Here is a 3,871-nt window from a genome sequence, read left to right as displayed (position 1 = left end):
GTTTGAAATATAACTGTATGCTTTCACTGCCCATTTGGCGCTATCTGTAGTACTGCCGGCAAGGCCTGCCTCTATTCGGTAAGCCTCGATATCGCCATTATTGCGCACCGCGGTTGTATCATATACCCCATTCGTATACCTGAATTTGTACCGACCGTTTGATTGGATATACTCGGCACTGATAGTACTGCTGATTTTATCATTGAGCTTTTGCTGCCAGAGCAGGGACGGATTCACCAACCCCATCGACCCGGTTTTATAATTGAGGCGGATGTGGGTATGATCGCCCGGCTCAAATTTGGGCTTGGCAGACTGCAGGTATATGGTGCTTGCAGCCGAAAAAGCCTTGGCCGGTTGAAAGATCTCGCTTCGTTGTCCGTTATAAAGATCTATTTCATCGATGTTATCCAACGAAAACCGGCCAAGGTCAACTTGTCCGTTTTGAACGTTACCCAATTGTACGCCATCGTAAAATACTGCAACATGATTGGTGCCCAAACTGCGTACATTGATGGTTTTTAAACCACCTACGCCCCCGTAATCCTTCAATTGTACGCCGGTAAAAAAGCGCATGGCATCGGCCACAGAAAAACTATTGAGGCGCTGTAATTGCTCGCCTTTTAATACCTGTACCGGAGTAGGGGATGTATTGCGGATGTCAGTTTTGACAGCACGGATCTCCACCTGTTTAAGGTGATTGATCTTAATAGAATCAGTTTGAGTAGTATCTTTTTTATGAACCGGGGATTGCGCCGAAACCTCAAGGCAACCGCAAGCTGTTGTTACCCCAAAGGAAACAAGCCATAATAAACCTTTGATACAGCCATTACGCGTTGCGAACGTGTGGCGCACAGTTAATTTCATGAGTGTTGTGGGTTAAAAAACCTCACAGCAAACAGAACGAATTACAAAAAATGAAATACACGAAAGGTATCCTCATTCCAGCTTCAATCCCCGAAAGCTATGAATTAATATGTGCAATGGCAGGTCTTCTGACTTACTCCCCCCGGCCCTGTCTTCCCATTTCGATCATATCGGAACAGTGACAATAAGAATGGGCTTCGGTGTTATGGAGCTTACAGCTGCGGGACAGTCCCGGATTTACACCGGGTTCCCTTTTAATCGCGGGCGTTAATTATCCGCGAACCAAAAGCAGGGCAAAGGTATATATTAAAAGTTTAATTAAACAAGCTGCAGTTTGCAACAAGGGTATTACACCGCAAATGAGGTAGTAAAAACGGGCGTTTAACACTATCCCAAACGATGACTAAAAAAGTTTAGATTTAAATTTTATGTTAATTACCTAAAATCATATATTTGCAGCCCATCACGGGGGATTAGCTCAGCTGGCTAGAGCGCTTGCATGGCATGCAAGAGGTCATCGGTTCGACTCCGATATTCTCCACGCAGATAAAAAGCCACTTACAAATCTTTGTAAGTGGCTTTTTTGTTTCACGTAATACTAAGGTAATACCCTCTTGCGCTTTTTATACTATTTACTCCGAAAGTAGTATACGTCCCTATTTGGATCATACCAAACTAAGCCTGCTGCCAATAATTTCTTATACATTTTTCCGGCAGTTTCAGGAACTCTCTGTTCATTTTCATATTGTGGTTTTGAAAAAGAGCTTGAAACAATTTCCTTTTTATAATGATCGTACAATACCGGCAGCATTCCACCAAAAATATTTTTCTTAGAAACAGATGGGTTGCCATTATTATGCTGAAATAAGATTCGGACTTCGTTATCCGACTCTTTAGCCTGAATCATGTAAGGAACTTGTTCATCGCCTTTGGCTCTGATCTCAAATTGATCAACCAGTATACCATTATATAATTCTGGTACAATTTCATATGTGTACACGCCAGGTGTACCATTTTCATCATTTATTATTATTTCTATCATGTATTTAAAAATACACTAAACAAGTTTAATTATGAATACTATTAGTCTTTTTGAAAAAAAGAGACTATCCGAGTCGGACAATATCGGATTATTTGAATCTATTTTAGGGCAACCTTTGTCAAAAAATATTTTCAAATCACCCCAAATTTACTGCTTCAGCCGAGATTCCTCTCTCTAACAGAACTCCCACCAACAAGCAAATCTTTCATCGATTTAACATCTCTTGGTAATTATCATGAGACGGTTGAACATTCACAGATACCCCAGCCTTAACTTTATAGCACAATAACTTAAAATTCTGTCTATGAAAAAAATTGCAATTTATGGCTTGGGACGTATCGGCCGCCAGCTGTTAAGGATCGGACTCGACCGCGACATTTTTGTTCCATCTGCGGTTGCGGATGTGAAAGATTTGAAAACGCTAACGGCATTATTCAGCGTCGATACCAATTATGGACATTGGAAAGGTAAGGCCGCATCTAATGATAACGGCTTTGTTCTGAATGACCACGAAATCGCCTATGTGGATTCAGCAGCAGGTGTGCCGGACTGGGGGGCTTTAGGCGTCGACTTGGTGGTGGATTGCTCCGGTCGTGCAACCAAAAGGGAAGGTGCACAAGCGCATTTGGATAAAGGTGCAAAATATGTGCTGGTTAGTGCCCCCAGCAAATCGCTGACCGATTGCGATGCCGTCCTTTTGAAAGGCATTAACCTGGATCATTTCGATGCGGAAAAACATCATATCGTTAGCATGGGGAGCTGTACAACCAATGCACTGGCCGCACCAATCAAGGTGATCCGTGAAACTTTCGGTATAGAATATGGCTTGTTTTCAACCGTTCACTCTTATACCAACTCTCAATCGCTTACCGATCAGCCAATGAAGGATCGCCGCGATTCCTGGGCTGCTGCCGAAAATATTATTCCTTCTTCGTCAGGTGCAGCCAAAGCCCTCCAATTCATTTGGAGTGATCTCAAGGTAACCGGGAAAGCCTATCGCGTTCCGACAAGGACAGGAAGTATTGCTGAACTGAACCTGATCACTACGAGACCCTGTACTGTGGAAGAAGTAAATGAGGCGTTCCGCAAAGCCGCCCAAGGCGAGCTACACGGGGTCCTCGACGTGCTCGAAGAAGAGTGGTCATCAGCAAGGATAGTTGGAGACACCCACTCGGCCTTAATGGATCTTCCACTAACATTCAAACAGGGAGACCTACTCTCCATTGCTTCATGGTATGACAATGAATGGGGATTTAGTAACAGGCTGGCAGAAGTAACCCAATTCATCGCTTCAAAAATTTAAATGTTGAGTCCTCCTGAAATAGGTTGATTTACGATAATCAAAACAAAAGACGATGGCGTAATGTCATCGTCTTTTTCATTTTGGGTTTTTACTGTCAATTAGATAGTCGCCATATCGATCACAAAACGGTAACGCACATCGCCTTTCAGCATCCTGTCGTAAGCTGTATGGATATCTTTCATATCAACCAGTTCGATGTCCGAAACGATGTTATGTTCGGCGCAGAAATCAAGCATTTCCTGCGTTTCGGGCAGACCACCGATCATGGAACCGGCAAGGCTTTTGCGGCCACCAATGATGCTGAAAGCAGCTATCTCGGCAGGTTTGGTAGGTACACCTACACATACATGGGTACCGTTGGTTTTCAGCAATCCAAGGTACACGTTCAGATCATGATCGGCAGAAACAGTATCCAGGATGAAATCAAAAGTACCTGCTACTGCTTTCATTTGCTCAGGATCTGAAGTTACTACGAAATGATGAGCACCTAATTTTTTTGCGTCTTCTTCTTTTTTTGCTGAGGTGCTTAATACAGTCACTTCGGCGCCGAAGGCTACGCCAAACTTAACGCCCATGTGCCCTAAACCACCAAGACCAACAACAGCAATTTTGTGGCCTTTGCCAATGTTCCAGTAACGTAATGGCGAGTAGGTGGTAATACC

Annotated in this window: 4 protein-coding genes, 1 tRNA gene and 1 riboswitch; of the genes, 2 read left to right on the top strand and 3 right to left on the bottom strand. The window is 43.4% G+C overall.

What is annotated here, in order from left to right:
- Positions 1-864: TonB-dependent receptor (locus VF500_RS00325; protein WP_330857767.1), on the bottom strand; the 864-nt coding region annotated here is incomplete at its 3' end.
- A 101-nt stretch (positions 865-965) separates the two neighbouring features.
- Positions 966-1,166: riboswitch (cobalamin riboswitch) on the bottom strand.
- Between the two features lie 165 nt (positions 1,167-1,331).
- Here VF500_RS00325 and VF500_RS00320 point away from each other — a divergent pair.
- Positions 1,332-1,405 (top strand) — tRNA-Ala (locus VF500_RS00320).
- 87 nt (positions 1,406-1,492) lie between these two features.
- Here the strand turns inward: VF500_RS00320 and VF500_RS00315 are convergent.
- Positions 1,493-1,906, bottom strand: coding sequence for a hypothetical protein (locus VF500_RS00315; protein ID WP_330857766.1), 414 nt, complete (start codon positions 1,904-1,906; stop codon positions 1,493-1,495).
- Positions 1,907-2,210: 304 nt separating this feature from the next.
- Here VF500_RS00315 and VF500_RS00310 point away from each other — a divergent pair, with 304 nt between their 5' ends.
- A complete protein-coding gene (locus tag VF500_RS00310) occupies positions 2,211-3,209 on the top strand; it encodes a type I glyceraldehyde-3-phosphate dehydrogenase (protein WP_330857765.1) in 999 nt (332 codons plus the stop codon).
- Positions 3,210-3,307: 98 nt separating this feature from the next.
- Here the strand turns inward: VF500_RS00310 and VF500_RS00305 are convergent.
- A partial coding sequence (locus VF500_RS00305; RefSeq protein ID WP_330857764.1) for an NAD(P)-dependent alcohol dehydrogenase occupies positions 3,308-3,871 on the bottom strand: 564 nt, incomplete at its 5' end.

This window comes from Mucilaginibacter sp. (genome assembly GCF_036383575.1).
Classification (GTDB): Bacteria; Bacteroidota; Bacteroidia; order Sphingobacteriales; family Sphingobacteriaceae; genus Mucilaginibacter.
This window is presented reverse-complemented; position numbering and strand designations above follow the sequence as displayed.

Coding starts and splice junctions, on each gene's coding strand:
- VF500_RS00315 (WP_330857766.1), bottom strand. CDS start 1,906: ATGATAGAAATAATAATAAATGATGAAAATGGTACACCTGGCGTGTAC.
- VF500_RS00310 (WP_330857765.1), top strand. CDS start 2,211: ATGAAAAAAATTGCAATTTATGGCTTGGGACGTATCGGCCGCCAGCTG.